This is a genomic window from Bacillus cereus group sp. BfR-BA-01430 (genome assembly GCF_022663115.1).
Taxonomy (GTDB): Bacteria; Bacillota; Bacilli; order Bacillales; family Bacillaceae_G; genus Bacillus_A; species Bacillus_A cereus_BD.
Genome location: NZ_JAKUEW010000016.1, coordinates 42,109 through 58,683, shown reverse-complemented (window position 1 = coordinate 58,683; position 16,575 = coordinate 42,109). Strand labels below are relative to the sequence as shown.

Sequence of the window (16,575 nt, the reverse complement as noted above, 5' to 3'; positions counted from 1 at the left end):
AGGCACGCCGCCAGCGTTCATCCTGAGCCAGGATCAAACTCTCCAATAAAGTTTGTCTAGCATCATAAATAAAAATTGACGTTTCACGTTGTTTGTTTCGTTCAGTTTTCAGAGAACTTGTTTGCCACTTCATTTGCGACTTCCTTATGTTAACATCTCTGTATTTCAATGTCAACTAAGTTTTTTATTTGTTTTTTTCGCTTTCTGCATGTCCTGCATCAGCGACGTTTATTAATTTATCATATGTTTAATATTTTAGTCAACACTTTTTAATAAAAAATTCTTTTTCTCACATATGGGAGACATTCTTCCCTATTTGCTATTCTACGAAATAAACAAAAAAGAATCTTATATCTTTCTTCCATTGTTTTTTTCACTACATGATGTATACGCTCATCTTCAAAATCAAATAGGAGTTCATCCATCTCTCTTTTTAATATGTACTCCATTTCTTTTTGCTCTTCCTCCGTTATCATAAGCCCAATCAAACGATCACCCCAAATAATCTTCCATCACAAATATTTCTTGTAACATACTAAATAATATTCCCTATTATATCCATCACTTACGATATTCATTCATCCGTTCTCTTTTTCATTCTTATTGCATATATGTAACTGAAAAGGATTGGACAAAGGGGCGGAGTATTATGTTTTTCTTTTTTATCACAAGTAAACGCAAATTTAAGCACATTAGTTTTATCATTGTACTTTCCTTATTTACAGCATGGATGCTTTTTCTAAAAACGTATTCTCATGAATCTGCTTTTTCCACTGCTACTGGGCCAAAGGTTATTTATAAAGGAGATACAGCTAAAAAACAAGTTGCGTTAACATTTGATATTAGTTGGGGCGATAAAAAAGCAATGCCAATCCTGGATACTTTAAAAGAACGCGATATTAAAAATGCAACATTCTTTCTCTCCGCAGCATGGGCTGAAAGACATCCTGATATTGTAGAACGAATCCTTAAAGATGGCCACGAAATCGGTAGTATGGGATACAACTACACTCCCTACACATCATTAGAGGCAAATGAAGTAAGGAAAGATCTTTTACGGGCACACGATGTATTCGAAAAACTTGGTGTAAAGCAACTGAAACTCTTACGGCCTCCTAGTGGGGATTTTAACAAAACAACTTTGAAAGTTGCAGACTCTCTTGGTTACACCATTGTTCATTGGAGTAACAATCCGAATGACTGGAAAAACCCTGGTGTAGATCAAATTGTGTCATTTGTTTCCAATCATTTACGCGGCGGTGATATCATTTTACTGCACGCTTCTGACTCTGCGCTTCAAACAAATAAAGCATTACCACTTCTTCTACAAAAGTTAAAAAGTGATGGTTATGAACAAATATCGATTTCCCAATTAATTTCTAATACAAACGCCAAAAGTAAAAATGTAAATTCCACTATCCACTAAAGTCCTATTTCTCCAAATTAAAAAGGATACAATCCCTTTATAATAAAAAGAGGATGTATCCTTTTTTTCTCAACTAGCTACCTTGCTCTTTTGTCCTATTAAGCGATGCAGTATGAGCAATTGATATGCATTACATAGTAACAACGGGATAACCATTAAATATAGCCAATTTGTATCATTAATCCGTAGCGCTGGTACCCATTCGAGAATTGTTACCACAACCATAAAGAATAACGCCGGGATAAATGCTTTTTTATTTGTCTCTTTACTCTTTATATATGCTACGAAAAGCCCGAACAAAAATAGCATTCCAGCTACAAGAATATTATTCCCTAATGAAACTTCTCCATTTGCAATCAACACAGATCTTAAATAAACGAAATCGAATAGAACAAACGCAATGAAAAAAATTTGCACCGCATTCCAGAGAGAAGAAGATCGAAACATGCCTAATCCGAAACGATGTACAGTTAAATAAGCAAAGAATCCCATTTGGCTTATTACACTAAAGATAAAGCCTACCCCCATTAACCAGAAGGAAACTGCTAAAATCTCCTTTCCGTCAAAATTTTGAAAAAATTTAGCGTACTTGTCCCATTCTAGAACAAAACCAATAAAGATTGTGCTAATTCCACCAAGAAGCAACGTCGTAAAAAACAATCGTACCCACTTTCGGCTATTCACAACACATCCCCCATTATTCGTATATTTCTACTTAAATTGTATCAACCACAATTTCAAAAAGCTACCCATGATCATGTATAAATTCCTTAAAGATATTTATATTAAAAAAGAGAACTGCGTTGAAAGGAGCTCCTAGTTATGAAACGGATGCTGCTCATTTTAATTTCCTTGTTCCTGTCTCTTTCCCTTGTAGCATGTGCACAGGGAGGAGAAGAAGCAAAAACAGAATTGGATTATGATCAAACAAAAAAAATGATTGTTGATATTTTAAAAACAGATCAAGGAAAGAAAGCCATTCAAGATGTATTAACCGATGAAAAAATGAAACAGGCACTCATACTAGACGAAACAGTAGTAAAAAAGACAATTGAAGATGCAATGGTATCCGATAAAGGACAACAATTTTGGGAAAAGTTATTTAAGGACCCTGAGTTTTCAGCTAAGTTTGCAAAAAGCATGGGGAAAGAACAAACAAACTTAATGAAAACTTTGTTAAAAGACCCTGAATATCAAGCAGGGGTTATAGAGATTATGAAAAATCCTGAAGTAGAAAAAATGATGCAACAAACAATGAAAAGCAAAGAATATCGTCAATATTTACAACAAGTATTGAATGAAACAGCGGAAAGTCCACTCTTCCAAGCTAAAATGATTGATATCATTAGCAAAGGAGTTAAAAAAGCTGAAAAAGAAAATGGAGCTAAGAAAAAAGAAAGTGGTGGCGAAGAAGAGGGAGGCAAAGAACAAAAATAATAAACCTATATTCCACTTCTTCTTTACATGATTAAAAATCCCCCGCAATCTACAATAGCGAGGGGATTTTTATCCTACTTTTATTAGCTTTGTTTTACTGAAGTCTTTTCAATTACTTGTTCAGCTATTGTTCGATAAATAATGCCTGTTTTATGCGTGTCTTCATATACTGATGGCGCAAAATCTTCTTTATTCCAATCCGGTTGTTGAAGCGGAATTCGACCTAGCACTTCTGTTTGTAATTCAGCAGCTAATTTATCTCCTCCACCTTTACCGAACACATATTCTTTTTCTCCAGTTACTTTACTTTCAAAGTACGCCATATTTTCAATAACACCAAGAATACTATGTTCCGTCCGGAGTGCCATTGCACCTGCACGAGCTGCTACAAATGCAGCAGTCGGATGAGGTGTTGTTACAATAATTTCTTTACAAGATGGTAGCATTGTATGTACATCTAAAGCTACATCTCCAGTTCCTGGTGGTAAATCTAATACTAAGTAATCTAAATCTCCCCATTCCACTTCTGTGAAAAAGTGATTTAACATTTTACCGAGCATTGGCCCACGCCAAATGACAGGTGCATTATCTTCTACAAAGAAACCCATAGAAATTACTTTCACTCCTAACCTTTCTACAGGAATAATTTTATCTCCTCTTACAACAGGGCGTTTCTCGATCCCCATCATATCCGGTACACTAAAACCATAAATATCAGCATCAATAATCCCCACTTTTTTCCCTAAACGTGCTAATGCAATCGCAAGGTTAACAGAAACCGTTGACTTTCCTACGCCACCTTTTCCGCTCGCAACAGCTATAAATGTTGTTTTGGAATGTGGTGAAAGTAATGATTCATTCTCTTGATTTTCCGGTGGAGCAAACTGTGCTAACTCTTCCTCAGTAAATTCGGCAAAACGCAAGCCAACTGTTGCAGCTCCAAGTTCTTTAATCAGTTTAACAATCGCTGCTTGTAGCTGCATTTGTTCAGCTGTTCCCGTTTTTACAATCGCAATTTTTATACTTACATGACCTTTCTCAGGTTTAACAGTTACTTCTTGAATTGCGTTCATTTCTTTCAATGTTTTATGTAGAAATGGATCAGTAATCCCTTCAAGCACCTTCACTACTTGCTCTTTTGTTACCATAATTCGCCTAGCCCCCCGTATGATGTGAAATAAATTGGGTTTGTCCTCTTTTACTTCAAATAAATGCGTTTACATTTCCAGTATAACATATTTTCCGAAAACTTCGTTAATGAGAGAAACGCAAAAACCCTCCTCATTCAGGAGGGTTTCCTTTTTCCGTAAAATAACGCAAAATCCCGCGATAAATGGCAGCTGCTACTTTTTGCTGATATTTTTCCGAATTTAACATATACCTTTCATTTACATTTGATAAGAAACCAGCCTCAACCAACGTACCTGGAGTCTTAGCATACTTAAGTAAATAGACATGCGAAATGGTTTTAGCGGAACGGTTCGTATTCTCTAGGCTCGTTCGCAGTTCAGCTTGTATAAACTTTGCCGCTCGTTCATTTTCAAGTAAAGAGCGGTGATAAAATGTTTGCGCTCCCTTTGAGCTATTACTAGGCAGAGCATTCAAATGAATACTCACAAAAAAATCTACATCTGGCTTATTAATCATTGCTACACGTTTTTTTAAATCTTCTGCCTTACGCCTACTATACGACTTTGTATCTTTATCAGCTAAATCATAGTCTCCTTCTCTCGTTAAAATCACCAAGGCTCCTTGTTCCTGTAAATAGTCTTGCAGCATTTTTGTAATTTCAAGTGTAATGTTTTTTTCTACAATATCTTTCCCACCAACCGCTCCCCCATCTGGCCCACCATGTCCAGCATCAAGTACAATTACCTTTCCTGATAGGGGTAAATTCCAGGCCCGCCACGACTTTGTAATTTGCAATTCCTGTTTTATCAAGAAAAACAATATAACCGCAGCTAGCACTAAAGAGATCATTCGAATTCTCTTCATACCTTTCCTCCTCCAGCTAGTCCCTCTCATTACTTATATGGGACAAGAGGAAAGTTTATGCTTCTCTTAATGCAACTTTAAACGATATCTTCTTTCACCTTTCTCGTAGCCTTCTCGCCACCAGGCACTAATAAATCGCTCACAAGATTTATAAAGCAAATTCTTATCTTCTACTTCTTCTCCGCGCATCGTCATATTCGTTAAAAAAAGAAATAACATTTCTGTTAACTGCTGTTCTTCTTCCAAAGATCTATATTTCACATCAAAAAAAGATTCGCCATAATAACCAAATTTGCTATACCTTGCACCTAGCAAATACGATTCAATTCCTAATTCAATACAATAATCCTCATATTGCTGATGAAGCTCTTGTCTATGAAAAGCATCATGAACATTGGAACGCAACGATTTTAGTGAAAGTTCTCTTAACATCTTACGTTCATACTTTAATTGTTTTTCTTTTTGTCTCTCTTGCAAATCAACAATGACATTCATAGTACTTCTAAACCTCCCTAATTACGTATTAGTCTAAACTTCTACAGAAGAAGCATACGCAAGAAGGTCGCACTAAAATATTCCAAGCATAAAATAGAACAATGAAAGTCATCAAGATAAAATAAAAACCCCAACCAAGTGGTTGGGGTTTGAAGTTCGCAAAAATTAACGTTTTGAGAACTGAGGTGCACGACGTGCGCCTTTAAGACCGTATTTTTTACGTTCTTTCATACGTGCGTCACGAGTTAATAGACCTGCACGTTTTAATGTTAAACGGTATTCTGGATCAGCTTTTAGTAAAGCGCGAGCGATACCGTGACGGATTGCACCAGCTTGACCAGTGTATCCACCACCATTTACGTTTACAAGTACATCGTAGTTACCTAAAGTTTCTGTTGCAACTAAAGGTTGTTTTACTACTTCACGTAATGCAGCAAATGGAATGTAGTTTTCAAAATCACGACCGTTAATGATAACGCGTCCTTCGCCTGGAACTAGGCGTACGCGTGCTACTGAACTCTTACGACGTCCAGTACCATAGTATTGAACCTGTGCCAAAGTAAGCCCTCCTTTAATTAATTATCCGCGAAGTTCGTAAACTTCTGGTTTTTGTGCTTGATGTGGATGCTCAGCTCCAGCATACACGTTTAATTTCTTAGACATTTGACGTCCTAGGCGTCCTTTTGGAAGCATGCCTTTAATTGCAAGCTCTAACATTTGTACAGGGTAGTTTGTACGCATTTCTAGAGCTGTTCTTTGTTTAAGTCCACCTGGATGTTGAGTGTGACGGTAGTAAATTTTATCGTTTAATTTATTACCTGTTAAGTGAACTTTCTCAGCGTTAATAATAATTACATGATCACCAGTGTCAACGTGTGGTGTAAATGTTGGTTTGTGTTTACCACGTAAAATGGATGCTACTTCACTAGCAAGGCGACCTAAAGTTTGACCTTCAGCGTCAACCACATACCATTTACGCTCAACTTCATTAGCTTTTGCCATAAAAGTTGTACGCATTTGTTTCCCTCCTACTCGATTATCTTTTCATAGAAAAAATCTATTGTTTATCTTAAACACGACTTCCTTCCGGGGCTAATCGTGGTTTTAGAAACAATACCATATGTTATGATATCGTTTTGAGAATCTAATGTCAAGCAAATGTTACACCAGGATTAGTTGTTATAGTTTACCTGCCATAAATAAAGGCCATGCCCTGGTACCATCTTCCCAGCAAAGCGTCGATCTTGCTTAGCTAAAATCTCTGGAATACTATCTGGATCAATCTTTCCTTGCCCTACGCTAAGTAGTGTTCCGACAATGATTCTAACCATATTATATAAAAAACCATTACCAACAAAGCGAAAAACTAATTCATCACCTTGTTCGAATAGATCTATCTCATAAATGGTTCGCACTTTATCTTTTTTATCCGTCTTTGCCGAACAAAATGATGTAAAATCATGCGTCCCTATAAAATAAGGAATCGCTTTTCTTATGAATTGTATATCAATTGGATATGGATACTGATATACATAATTTCTACGGAATACATCCGCCGTTTTAGATAATAATACACGGTAACGATATTCCTTTTTTGCAACGCCATAGCGCGCATGGAACTCTTCCGTTTTTTTCTCTACTTGGACGATTACAATATCATCTGGCAATAATGTATTTAAAGCGTTCCCCCACTGCCATTCTTCAAGAAACAATGGTGTATCAAAATGAATAACTTGTCCTTTCGCATGAACAGTAGAGTCTGTTCTTCCTGACGCCTGTACGCGAACAAGTTCTCCCTTGTGCAATTTTTGTAAAGCTTTTTCGATTTCTTGTTGCACAGTACGATGCTGCGGTTGGATTTGATATCCACAAAAGTTAATCCCATCATATGCAACTGTACACTTTATTCTTTCCATCTTTCTACTCTCCATCATGATCTTACCCATACTAGAATACACGCTAAGCAAAATAAGCTTATTAATGTTACCGTATCACTTGTTTTCCAGCGTAGTTGCCTAAATTTCGTACGTCCCTCACCGCTTTGATACCCACGAGCTTCCATTGCGATAGCTAAATCTTCAGCACGCTTAAAGGCACTAATAAAAAGAGGAACGAGTAAAGAAATAATTGCTTTTAACCTGTCTTTTATCGGACCACCAGCAAAGTCAATGCCACGGGATGCTTGTGCTTTCATAATTTTACTTGTCTCATCCATCAATGTTGGAATAAACCGGAGAGAAATAGACATCATTAATGCAATTTCATGAACAGGAACTTTAAAACGTTTCAACGGCTTTAATAACGTTTCCATGCCATCTGTAATCTCAATGGGTGTAGTCGTTAACGTTAGTAAAGTTGTCATTAAAATAATGACGACAAAGCGTATTGAAATATATATCCCTTGCTCTAAACCTTTTTCATATATCGAAAACCAACCAAGCTGAAGTAGTACATCTCCTTCTTTATTTGTAAAAATATGCAGGAAAAATGTGAAAAGAAAAATCCATAAAATTGGTTTTAAGCCCGAAAGTACATAACGAATCGGCACTTTTGCAAAAAATAAAGCAATGAGTGCATACAAGAATAAAAATCCATATGAAATCGCATTATTTGCTAAAAAGACAACAAATACATATAGAAAAACAATTAATAGCTTCGTACGCGGATCAAGTTGATGAATGAGTGACTGGCCTGGAATATATCTCCCAATAATCAACTGCTGCATGATTCATGACCACCTTTTCGTAATACCTGTACAACTTCATGAGTAAGATCTTCTAAAGATAAGGTAGCCTTTGGAATCGAAATACCAAACTTCTCTTCAATTGCACGTTTATACTTTAAAGACATTGGAAGATCCACACCAATTTGCTCTAATTCATTTGCATGTGAAAATACTTCCTCCGCTCTTCCTTGCAAAAAGACCGTTCCTTTATGCATAACCACGATTTGATCTGCGTATTTTGCAGCATCCTCCATGTTATGAGTAACAAGAATGACTGTCAGTCCCTTCTCCTTATGAAGTGTATAAAACATCTCCATAAGCTCATGCTGCCCTTTCGGATCAAGCCCTGCTGTGGGTTCGTCTAATACAAGTACTTCTGGTTCCATCGCAAGTACACCCGCTATTGCAACGCGTCTCATTTGTCCACCGCTTAATTCAAACGGAGAACGTGCTAATAATTCTGGATCCAGTCCAACAAGTTCGATTGCATATCTTGCCTTTTTCTTTGCTTCTGCCTCCGATACGCCAAAATTTGAAGGACCAAAACAAATATCCTTCTCAACTGTTTCCTCAAATAACTGATGTTCTGGAAACTGAAAGACAACCCCTACTTTTTTTCGTAGCGGCTTGAGTTTTTTAGCTTTTTTTTGAGATGAAATCATATGTTCCCCAATTCGGACTGTACCATGTGTTGGCTGCAACAAGCCATTTAAATGCTGAATCATCGTTGATTTACCGGAACCAGTATGACCGATAATGGCATAGTATCCCCCACTTGGAAATGACACGTCTACATCATAAAGCGCGCGTCTTTCAAAGGGAGTCTTATATTGATAACGATGTTCTACCTTTTGGAATGTAATCTCCAAAGTTCGTTCACCAAACTTTCCATTGTAAGATGCGTGTTTTGCAGTGGAATTTCACTTCTTTTTAATAATTCTGCTATTTTTACCGAAAAAGGTACATCTAAACCAATTTCCTTGAGCATATGAGAGGATTTAAAAATTTGCTGTGGTGTCCCTTCCTCTAATATTTCTCCTTTATTTAAAATAATAATACGATCCGACTGTGCAGCTTCCTCTAAATCATGTGTAATAGATAAAACAGTAATTCCTTTTTCATCCACAAGCTGTCTCACAGTCTCAACAACTTCAACGCGTCCTTTTGGATCCAACATTGATGTTGCCTCATCCAATATTAAAACCGATGGCTGAAGGGCTAAAATTCCCGCTATTGCAACACGTTGCTTTTGACCACCAGATAATGAATGCGGCTCCTCATGCAAGAACTCTTCCATTCTAACTAAATGCAATGCTTGTTTCATTCGCTCTACCATCTGTTCTCTAGGCATACCAACATTCTCAAGCCCAAATACAACGTCATCTTGCACTGTTGTACCTACAAATTGATTGTCTGGATTTTGAAAAACCATACCAATTTGCTTTCGAATGTCCCATACTGTTTCCTCAGATAAGACCATTGTACCATTTACTGTAATCGTACCTGATTCCGGTAAAAATAAGCCATTTAGTAGTTTTGCAAGAGTAGATTTTCCTGAACCATTTTGTCCAATGACAGACACCCATTCTCCCTCATTTAGAGAAAAGGATACATCTTTTAACGCATAAGCAGTCGCCCCAGGATATTGAAATGATACATTTTGCACACGAAGTTTCTCTCTTTTCAATATAAGGCACCCTTTCTTTTGCCGAGTTAGCCTCATCTTTATATTTAAAAAAAAAGGGCCACGACCAGTTACTTGAAAAGAACTGTCCTGCCCTTTTAATTATCATTATACTAACTCGATAATTACCATTGGTGCTGCGTCTCCACGACGTGGACCAATTTTTGCAATACGAGTGTATCCGCCTTGACGCTCAGCATAGCGTGGAGCTACATCAGCGAAAAGTTTTTGAAGTGCATCTTGACCAGTCTCAGCGTTAGCAACTTCATTGCGAATGAAAGCTGCTGCTTGACGACGAGCATGAAGATCTCCGCGTTTACCTAAAGTGATCATTTTTTCCACTACAGAACGAAGTTCTTTTGCACGAGTCTCTGTCGTTTGAATGCGCTCATTGATAATTAAATCAGTAGCTAAGTCACGTAACATAGCTTTACGTTGCGCACTTGTACGGCCTAATTTTCTGTATGCCATTCGTAGTTCCCTCCTTTGTTGATGAAATTAAATCCTCAGTCGTCTTTACGTAAACCTAAACCTAATTCTTCAAGTTTATGTTTAACTTCTTCTAAGGATTTACGTCCTAAGTTACGAACTTTCATCATATCTTCTTCTGTTTTATTCGCAAGCTCTTGTACAGTATTAATTCCTGCACGTTTTAAGCAATTATAAGAACGAACAGAAAGATCAAGTTCTTCAATAGTCATTTCAAGAACTTTTTCTTTTTGATCTTCTTCCTTCTCGACCATAATCTCAGCATTTTGTGCTTCATCAGTTAAACCAACAAAAATATTTAAATGCTCAGTTAAGATTTTGGCTCCTAAAGAGATAGCTTCTTTTGGCCCGATGCTTCCATCCGTCCATACATCAAGCGTAAGCTTATCATAATTTGCCACTTGTCCAACACGTGTCTTTTCCACTTGGTAAGTTACACGTGACACTGGAGTATAAATAGAATCAATAGGAATAACTCCTATTGGTTGATCTTCGCTTTTATTTGCATCAGCTGGCGTATACCCACGGCCACGCTTTGCAGTTAAACGCACGCGGAAATGCGCATCCTTTGCTAACGTCGCAATGTATAAATCCGGATTTAAGATTTCAACATCACTATCGTGAGTAATATCAGCAGCTGTGACAATACCTTCGCCCTGTATGTCGATTTCCAACGTCTTCTCTTCTTCAGAGTAGATTTTAAGAGCTAACTTTTTCAAGTTTAAGATGATCGTTGTAACGTCCTCTACTACGCCCTCAACTGTTGAAAATTCGTGTAATACGCCATCGATTTGGATAGCAGTTACAGCGGCACCAGGGAGTGAGGATAAAAGAATACGACGTAAGGAGTTACCCAAAGTAGTACCATACCCACGCTCAAGCGGTTCAATTACGAATTTACCATACTTAGCATCTTCGTTAAGTTCAACCGTTTCGATTTTCGGTTTTTCAATTTCAATCATTAACTAAACCCTCCTTCAAAACGTCGAAACCTCGGTTAAACAAAGGGAAAACCTCTGTTTAACCGAAAGTCCCCCTTAGGCAGTTCCCGATTGTGCACAACAAGCGATGTTTCTGTACGAAATTTCTCGATAAGGCATCATATCCATTATAGACAAAAGGGAAAATTCTATACAGAAAAATTATACACGACGACGTTTTGGTGGACGACATCCATTATGAGGAACTGGAGTAACATCTCTAATTGCTGTTACTTCTAGACCTGCAGCTTGAAGAGCACGAATTGCTGCTTCACGACCAGCACCAGGACCTTTTACAGTAACCTCTAAAGATTTTAAACCATGCTCCATTGCAGCTTTAGCAGCTGTTTCAGCAGCCATTTGTGCAGCGAATGGAGTAGATTTACGAGATCCACGGAAACCAAGTGCACCAGCACTAGACCAAGAAATTGCGTTACCGTGAGTATCTGTAAGTGTTACGATTGTGTTATTGAAAGTAGAACGAATATGAGCTACACCAGTCTCAATATTCTTTTTCACACGTTTTTTACGAGTGTTTGTTTTACGTGCCATAGTTAGTTCAACCTCCTTTACTTATTATTTCTTTTTATTTGCTACTGTACGACGTGGACCTTTACGTGTACGAGCATTGTTTTTAGAGTTTTGACCACGAACTGGTAAACCACGACGGTGACGAAGACCACGGTAAGAACCGATCTCCATTAGACGTTTAATGTTAAGAGATACTTCACGACGAAGATCACCTTCAACTTTGATACGATCGATGATATCACGGATACGTCCTAATTCATCTTCCGTTAAGTCGCGAACTCGTGTTTCTTCAGAAACACCAGCTTCAGCAAGAATTTTTTCAGCAGTAGTACGACCAATGCCGAATACGTAAGTTAAAGAAATAACAACGCGTTTGTCACGAGGAATATCTACACCTGCGATACGTGCCATTCCGAATACACCTCCTTCAGATTAACCTTGTTTTTGTTTATGTTTAGGGTTTTCACAAATAACCATTACTTTTCCACGTCTACGAATAACTTTACATTTTTCGCAGATTGGTTTAACTGACGGTCTTACTTTCATGTCTCGAACCTCCTTAAAGATTACGGAGTGCTATATTATTTAAAACGGTACGTAATACGACCACGATTTAAATCGTACGGAGATAATTCTACCGTAACTTTGTCTCCTGGTAAAATACGAATGAAGTTCATACGGATTTTACCAGAAACGTGAGCCAATACGACATGCCCATTCTCTAATTCTACTTTGAACATAGCATTTGGCAACGTTTCAAGAACGGTACCTTCGACTTCAATTACATCATCTTTAGCCATTCAATAGTTCTCCCTTCTTCAAATCAGTAACATTTTACACTGTTCTGAAATCCCGGAGAGCCAGCTACTTATAAAGTGGTAAGGATTTCGTATCCTGCTTCTGTAAGAGCAATCGTGTGCTCAAAATGGGCACACCATTTACCATCTACCGTTACCACTGTCCAGTCATCAGATAGTGTTTTTACATATCGTCTTCCTTGGTTCACCATCGGTTCAATACAGATGACCATTCCCGGCTTTAATCTAGGACCTTGATTTGGTGGACCATAGTGCGGAATTTGCGGATCCTCATGTAAGTCTTGCCCGATTCCGTGACCAACATACTCCCGAACGATCGACAACCCATTCTCTTCAACATACGTTTGAATCGCATGTGAGACGTTAGATAATCTTTCGCCTGGTTTTACTTGTTCTAAACCAAGATACAACGATTTTTCTGTGACATCAAGTAGCTTTTGAACAGATTCAGAAATGTTTCCTACTGGATACGTCCATGCAGAATCTCCATGATACCCATTGTATTTCGCACCAATATCGATACTGATGATATCGCCTTCTTGGAGCTTGCGCTTTCCTGGAATCCCATGTACAAGCTCTTCATTTACAGAAGCACATATGCTTCCCGGAAATCCGTTGTATCCTTTAAAAGATGGCGTAGCACCATATTTTCGAATCGTCTTTTCCGCTATTTGATCGAGCTCTTTCGTTGTAATTCCTGGAGCAATATGCTTTTTCAACTCTTGATGAGTTAAAGCAACGACCCTGCCAGCCTCTCGCATGATTTCTATCTCGCGAGGAGTTTTGCAAATGATCATTACGCTAAGCCTCCGATGAGAACATCGATATCAGCAAATACTTTATTGATATCTTGCTCACCATTAATGCTTTGTAAGTAACCCAGCTCCTCGTAGAAATCAAGCAACGGTTTTGTTTGCTTAATATTTACTTCTAAACGATTTGCTACAGTCTCTTCATTGTCATCAGAGCGTTGATATAATTCGCCACCACATTTATCACATACGTCAGCTTTTGCTGGCGGATTGAATTCTAAGTGGTAAGTCGCACCGCACTCTTTACAAATGCGACGGCCTGTAAGACGTTTTAACAGCAATCCTGAATCCACATTAATGTTTAAAACATAGTCGATTTTTTTGCCAAGATCTTTCATAATTTCTTCAAGCGCAGATGCTTGTGCAACTGTTCGCGGGAAACCATCTAGCAAGAAACCTTTCTTGCAGTCTTCTTGACTCAAACGTTCACGAACGATTCCGATTGTAACCTCATCTGGAACAAGCGCACCTTTATCAATAAAAGATTTAGCTTGCAAACCAAGTTCAGTTTCAGCCTTCATAGCTGCACGGAACATATCGCCTGTTGAAATGTGAGGGATGTTATACTTGGCAACAATCTGTTCGGCTTGTGTACCTTTACCAGCACCAGGAAGCCCCATTAGAATTAAGTTCATCTTTGTTCCCCCTCATAATGAGCATGTAGGGAAGACATTCTCTTCCCGTCACTTACTCACTGCTTGATAAACCCTTTGTAATGGCGTTTTACCAGTTGGCTTTCTAGCTGCTTCATTGTTTCTAAAGCAACGCCGACAACGATTAACATACTCGTTCCACCAATCTGTGCAGACGGCGGAAGATTTCCCAGCTTCGTAAAAATAACTGGAAGGATTGCAATCGCTGCTAGGAAAATAGATCCTACAAAGGTCAAACGATACAAGATTTTTGTTAGATATTGTTCTGTATTCTTACCCGGACGAATACCTGGAACATATCCACCTTGCTTGTTTAGATTCTCTGACATTTGCTCTGGATTAACTTGAACAAATGCATAGAAATATGTGAAAGCTACTATGAGCGCTACATATACGATCATTCCCACAGGGTGAGAATAGTTAAAGTTTGCGATAATCCACTGCGATATATCGTGTTTTGGGAAGAACTGTGCAATAGTTGGAGGTGTAATCAAGAACGAAACAGCAAAAATTACTGGAATAACACCCGCACTATTTACCTTAAGCGGTAAATGTGTGTTTTGTGCTCCAGCATAACCACCATTTCCTCCTGTTACACGCTTCGCATATTGAATTGGGATCTTTCTAACAGCTTGCTGGATGTAAATAACACCCACAACGACCGCTAGCACAGCTAGTAAAATCAATACAACTTTAACGATACTCATGAACAGTTGATCTCCGACATTTTGAAACTGTTGTAAGTAAACTTGTGATAATACATTTGGGATCGCCGCGGCAATACCAGCAAAGATTAAGATGGAAATACCATTCCCTACACCTTTAGCTGTAATCTGTTCACCTAACCACATTAAAAATGCAGTACCAGCAGTCAGTACCGTTGCAATGTATAAATAAGTGCCCCAACCTGGATTCAAAATTAACTGTCCACCTACCATACCGTTAAAACCGATTGACATACCAAACGCCTGAATAAAAGCAAGAACAATTGTAAAATAACGCGTGAATTGTGTTAATTTACGACGACCCATTTCGCCTTGTTTTGACCATTCCGCAAATTTAGGAACAACATCCATCTGCAATAACTGCACGATGATGGATGCTGTGATATACGGCATGATTCCCATCGCAAAGATGGAGAAATTTTTCAAAGCTCCACCGCCAAATGTATTTAGGATTCCTAATGCATTTAACTGATCTTGTGCTTTTAGTACGTCTCCATTTGTAAATGGCACTGGGATAAACGTGCCAATTCTAAAAACGATTAACATCGCTAAAGTGAAAAATATTTTACGTCTTATCTCAGCAACGCGCATAAAGTTGGAGATTGTACGAAACATTAGATCACCTCAACTGTTCCGCCAGCTGCTTCAATTGCTTCTTTAGCACTTGAAGAGAACTTGTGCGCTTTAACAGTTAATTTTTTCTCAACTGCTCCGCTTGCAAGAACTTTAACACCGTCGTTTAATTTACTGATAACGCCAGTTTCCAGTAATAATTCAGGTGTTACTTCTGTACCATCTTCAAAACGATTTAATGCCGCTAAGTTTACGATAGCAAACTCTTTACGGTTAATGTTTGTGAAGCCGCGTTTTGGTAAACGACGGAATAATGGAGTTTGACCACCTTCAAAGCCAAGACGAACACCGCCACCAGAACGAGCGTTTTGTCCCTTATGACCTTTACCAGCAGTTTTACCGTTTCCAGAACCGATACCGCGACCAACACGGTTACGTACTTTACGAGAACCTTCTGCAGGTTTTAATTCATGAAGTTTCATTCCCAGGCACCTCCTTATATTAATGAGTTATCCTTAAGCTTCTTTTACAGTTACAAGGTGAGAAACTTTGTTGATCATACCAAGAATAGCAGGAGTTTCTTCCTTAACTACAGTTGCATTCAACTTTTTAAGACCTAAAGCTTCTACAGTCGCACGTTGATCTTGTGGACGACCAATTACACTACGAGTGAGGGTAATTTCTAACTTTTTCGCCATTTGTTTTCCCTCCTTCTTAACCTAGTAGCTCTTCTACAGATTTACCACGTAATTTTGCTACTTCTTCAGCACGCTTAAGTTCGCTTAATCCGTTCACAGTAGCGCGAATCATGTTAATTGGTGTGTTAGAACCAAGAGATTTAGAAAGAATATCTTGTACACCAGCTAACTCAAGAACCGCACGAACTGGTCCACCAGCGATAACCCCAGTACCTTCAGCAGCAGGTTTTAGGAATACTTCACCAGCACCGAAATGTCCGATGATTTCGTGTGGAATTGATGTACCAACTAAAGGTACTTCGATTAAGTTTTTCTTAGCATCTTCGATAGCTTTGCGAATAGCATCTGGTACCTCTTGAGCTTTACCAGTACCGAATCCAACGTGACCGTTCTTATCACCAACTACAACTAGTGCAGCAAAGCGGAAACGACGACCACCCTTAACAACTTTCGCAACACGGTTTATCGTAACTACACGTTCTTCAAGTTCTAATTTGCTTGGGTCAATGCGACGCATCAATTTTCCCTCCTTTG

The 16,575-nt window shown here is 38.3% G+C and carries 25 protein-coding genes; 2 read left to right on the top strand and 23 right to left on the bottom strand.

The features are described 5' to 3' along the window. Window positions 1-269: 269 nt before the first annotated feature. Window positions 270-488 (bottom strand): hypothetical protein, encoded by a 219-nt coding sequence (locus tag MR058_RS19765; protein WP_242145473.1) that lies wholly within the window; start codon window positions 486-488, stop codon window positions 270-272. A gap of 161 nt (window positions 489-649) precedes the next feature. On the opposite strand from MR058_RS19765, the gene pdaB reads away from it, so the two are divergent. After that, the gene (pdaB, locus tag MR058_RS19760; RefSeq protein ID WP_242145472.1) at window positions 650-1,426 is read left to right on the top strand and encodes a polysaccharide deacetylase family sporulation protein PdaB; all 777 of its coding nucleotides are present in this window, start codon (window positions 650-652) and stop codon (window positions 1,424-1,426) included. A gap of 69 nt (window positions 1,427-1,495) precedes the next feature. Here pdaB and MR058_RS19755 read toward each other — a convergent pair whose 3' ends face one another. After that, window positions 1,496-2,110 (bottom strand): KinB-signaling pathway activation protein, encoded by a 615-nt coding sequence (locus tag MR058_RS19755; protein ID WP_242145471.1) that lies wholly within the window; start codon window positions 2,108-2,110, stop codon window positions 1,496-1,498. A 138-nt stretch (window positions 2,111-2,248) separates the two neighbouring features. Between MR058_RS19755 and gerD the strand changes: the two genes are divergently transcribed. Then, window positions 2,249-2,863 carry a spore germination lipoprotein GerD gene (gerD, locus tag MR058_RS19750; RefSeq protein ID WP_242145470.1) on the top strand — a complete coding sequence of 205 codons (615 nt, stop codon included), beginning with the start codon at window positions 2,249-2,251 and terminating at the stop codon, window positions 2,861-2,863. An 83-nt stretch (window positions 2,864-2,946) separates the two neighbouring features. Here the strand turns inward: gerD and MR058_RS19745 are convergent, their stop codons facing one another. The 21 genes from MR058_RS19745 to rpsE form a co-directional block, all read right to left on the bottom strand. Further along, window positions 2,947-4,011, bottom strand: coding sequence for an Mrp/NBP35 family ATP-binding protein (locus tag MR058_RS19745; RefSeq protein WP_242145469.1), 1,065 nt, complete (start codon window positions 4,009-4,011; stop codon window positions 2,947-2,949). Window positions 4,012-4,144: 133 nt separating this feature from the next. Continuing rightward, complete coding sequence (gene cwlD, locus MR058_RS19740; protein WP_242145468.1) at window positions 4,145-4,858, bottom strand: N-acetylmuramoyl-L-alanine amidase CwlD; 714 nt, start codon at window positions 4,856-4,858, stop codon at window positions 4,145-4,147. Between the two features lie 66 nt (window positions 4,859-4,924). After that, window positions 4,925-5,353: a DUF2521 family protein gene (locus MR058_RS19735; RefSeq protein WP_242145467.1), complete on the bottom strand. Its 429-nt coding sequence runs from the start codon at window positions 5,351-5,353 to the stop codon at window positions 4,925-4,927. A gap of 165 nt (window positions 5,354-5,518) precedes the next feature. After that, the gene (gene rpsI, locus MR058_RS19730) at window positions 5,519-5,911 is read right to left on the bottom strand and encodes a 30S ribosomal protein S9 (RefSeq protein ID WP_011983273.1); all 393 of its coding nucleotides are present in this window, start codon (window positions 5,909-5,911) and stop codon (window positions 5,519-5,521) included. 21 nt (window positions 5,912-5,932) lie between these two features. Continuing rightward, window positions 5,933-6,370 carry a 50S ribosomal protein L13 gene (rplM, locus tag MR058_RS19725; protein ID WP_011983272.1) on the bottom strand — a complete coding sequence of 146 codons (438 nt, stop codon included), beginning with the start codon at window positions 6,368-6,370 and terminating at the stop codon, window positions 5,933-5,935. A gap of 155 nt (window positions 6,371-6,525) precedes the next feature. After that, window positions 6,526-7,269 carry a tRNA pseudouridine(38-40) synthase TruA gene (truA, locus tag MR058_RS19720; RefSeq protein WP_313949180.1) on the bottom strand — a complete coding sequence of 248 codons (744 nt, stop codon included), beginning with the start codon at window positions 7,267-7,269 and terminating at the stop codon, window positions 6,526-6,528. A gap of 14 nt (window positions 7,270-7,283) precedes the next feature. Beyond that, window positions 7,284-8,078: an energy-coupling factor transporter transmembrane component T family protein gene (locus MR058_RS19715; RefSeq protein WP_242145466.1), complete on the bottom strand. Its 795-nt coding sequence runs from the start codon at window positions 8,076-8,078 to the stop codon at window positions 7,284-7,286. Continuing rightward, window positions 8,066-8,947, bottom strand: a complete 882-nt coding sequence (locus MR058_RS19710; protein WP_242145465.1) for an energy-coupling factor ABC transporter ATP-binding protein — start codon at window positions 8,945-8,947, stop codon at window positions 8,066-8,068. Before MR058_RS19710 ends, MR058_RS19715 begins: the two co-directional genes overlap by 13 nt. Continuing rightward, window positions 8,923-9,765: an energy-coupling factor ABC transporter ATP-binding protein gene (locus MR058_RS19705; RefSeq protein ID WP_242145464.1), complete on the bottom strand. Its 843-nt coding sequence runs from the start codon at window positions 9,763-9,765 to the stop codon at window positions 8,923-8,925. Before MR058_RS19705 ends, MR058_RS19710 begins: the two co-directional genes overlap by 25 nt. Window positions 9,766-9,870: 105 nt before the next feature. Next, window positions 9,871-10,233: a 50S ribosomal protein L17 gene (gene rplQ / locus MR058_RS19700; protein ID WP_000331490.1), complete on the bottom strand. Its 363-nt coding sequence runs from the start codon at window positions 10,231-10,233 to the stop codon at window positions 9,871-9,873. 35 nt (window positions 10,234-10,268) lie between these two features. Beyond that, on the bottom strand, window positions 10,269-11,213 hold the full coding sequence (locus tag MR058_RS19695; RefSeq protein ID WP_042981378.1) for a DNA-directed RNA polymerase subunit alpha: 945 nt from the start codon (window positions 11,211-11,213) through the stop codon (window positions 10,269-10,271). A 180-nt stretch (window positions 11,214-11,393) separates the two neighbouring features. Then, window positions 11,394-11,783, bottom strand: a complete 390-nt coding sequence (rpsK, locus tag MR058_RS19690; RefSeq protein ID WP_011983266.1) for a 30S ribosomal protein S11 — start codon at window positions 11,781-11,783, stop codon at window positions 11,394-11,396. A 24-nt stretch (window positions 11,784-11,807) separates the two neighbouring features. Then, window positions 11,808-12,173 carry a 30S ribosomal protein S13 gene (rpsM, locus tag MR058_RS19685; RefSeq protein WP_000090789.1) on the bottom strand — a complete coding sequence of 122 codons (366 nt, stop codon included), beginning with the start codon at window positions 12,171-12,173 and terminating at the stop codon, window positions 11,808-11,810. Window positions 12,174-12,194: 21 nt separating this feature from the next. Further along, window positions 12,195-12,308, bottom strand: a complete 114-nt coding sequence (gene rpmJ, locus MR058_RS19680; protein ID WP_000868344.1) for a 50S ribosomal protein L36 — start codon at window positions 12,306-12,308, stop codon at window positions 12,195-12,197. Window positions 12,309-12,343: 35 nt separating this feature from the next. Next, window positions 12,344-12,562, bottom strand: a complete 219-nt coding sequence (gene infA / locus MR058_RS19675; RefSeq protein WP_001029884.1) for a translation initiation factor IF-1 — start codon at window positions 12,560-12,562, stop codon at window positions 12,344-12,346. 68 nt (window positions 12,563-12,630) lie between these two features. Next, window positions 12,631-13,377, bottom strand: coding sequence for a type I methionyl aminopeptidase (gene map / locus MR058_RS19670; protein ID WP_242145463.1), 747 nt, complete (start codon window positions 13,375-13,377; stop codon window positions 12,631-12,633). Then, the gene (locus tag MR058_RS19665) at window positions 13,377-14,027 is read right to left on the bottom strand and encodes an adenylate kinase (RefSeq protein WP_011983264.1); all 651 of its coding nucleotides are present in this window, start codon (window positions 14,025-14,027) and stop codon (window positions 13,377-13,379) included. The genes map and MR058_RS19665 overlap by 1 nt, the downstream gene beginning before the upstream one ends. A gap of 56 nt (window positions 14,028-14,083) precedes the next feature. Beyond that, window positions 14,084-15,385, bottom strand: a complete 1,302-nt coding sequence (gene secY, locus MR058_RS19660; protein ID WP_242145462.1) for a preprotein translocase subunit SecY — start codon at window positions 15,383-15,385, stop codon at window positions 14,084-14,086. Next, window positions 15,385-15,825, bottom strand: a complete 441-nt coding sequence (rplO, locus tag MR058_RS19655; protein WP_011983262.1) for a 50S ribosomal protein L15 — start codon at window positions 15,823-15,825, stop codon at window positions 15,385-15,387. Before rplO ends, secY begins: the two co-directional genes overlap by 1 nt. A 33-nt stretch (window positions 15,826-15,858) precedes the next feature. After that, window positions 15,859-16,041 (bottom strand): 50S ribosomal protein L30, encoded by a 183-nt coding sequence (gene rpmD / locus MR058_RS19650; RefSeq protein ID WP_011983261.1) that lies wholly within the window; start codon window positions 16,039-16,041, stop codon window positions 15,859-15,861. A gap of 16 nt (window positions 16,042-16,057) precedes the next feature. After that, window positions 16,058-16,558 carry a 30S ribosomal protein S5 gene (gene rpsE / locus MR058_RS19645; RefSeq protein ID WP_011983260.1) on the bottom strand — a complete coding sequence of 167 codons (501 nt, stop codon included), beginning with the start codon at window positions 16,556-16,558 and terminating at the stop codon, window positions 16,058-16,060. Window positions 16,559-16,575: the final 17 nt, after the last annotated feature.